The sequence below is a fragment of the Peribacillus sp. SIMBA_075 genome, from assembly GCF_046534585.1.
Genome location: NZ_JAWRYN010000165.1, coordinates 1 through 399, shown reverse-complemented (window position 1 = coordinate 399; position 399 = coordinate 1). Strand labels below are relative to the sequence as shown.

The window sequence follows — 399 nt, the reverse complement described above, 5'->3', positions numbered from 1 at the left end:
CGGGGACAGGATTTGAACCTGCGACCTTCGGGTTATGAGCCCGACGAGCTACCGGACTGCTCCACCCCGCGACGGTATAAATGGTACTTTTATAAATTCAGTATTCCCATTTTCTCAAAAAGGATACAAAGATTATAGCTTGGCGGCGTCCTACTCTCACAGGGGGAAACCCCCAACTACCATTGGCGCTGAAGAGCTTAACTGCCGTGTTCGGAATGGGAACGGGTGTGACCTCTTCGCTATCGCCACCAAACATTTAATCTTTTTTAACACATTTATAATCATAACATGTATGAGTTTAAAATGCAAGAAGAAATTTTCATTCCTTCAAAACTAGATAATAAGAAGGTATTTCATTTTTTTAAAAGCGTTGGTTAAGTCCTCGATCTATTAGTATCA

The 399-nt window shown here is 41.6% G+C and carries 1 rRNA gene; it reads right to left on the bottom strand.

Annotated elements, in window-relative coordinates:
• Positions 1–137: 137 nt before the first annotated feature.
• Positions 138–253 (bottom strand): 5S ribosomal RNA (gene rrf / locus SB775_RS27635).
• Positions 254–399 lie beyond the last annotated feature (146 nt).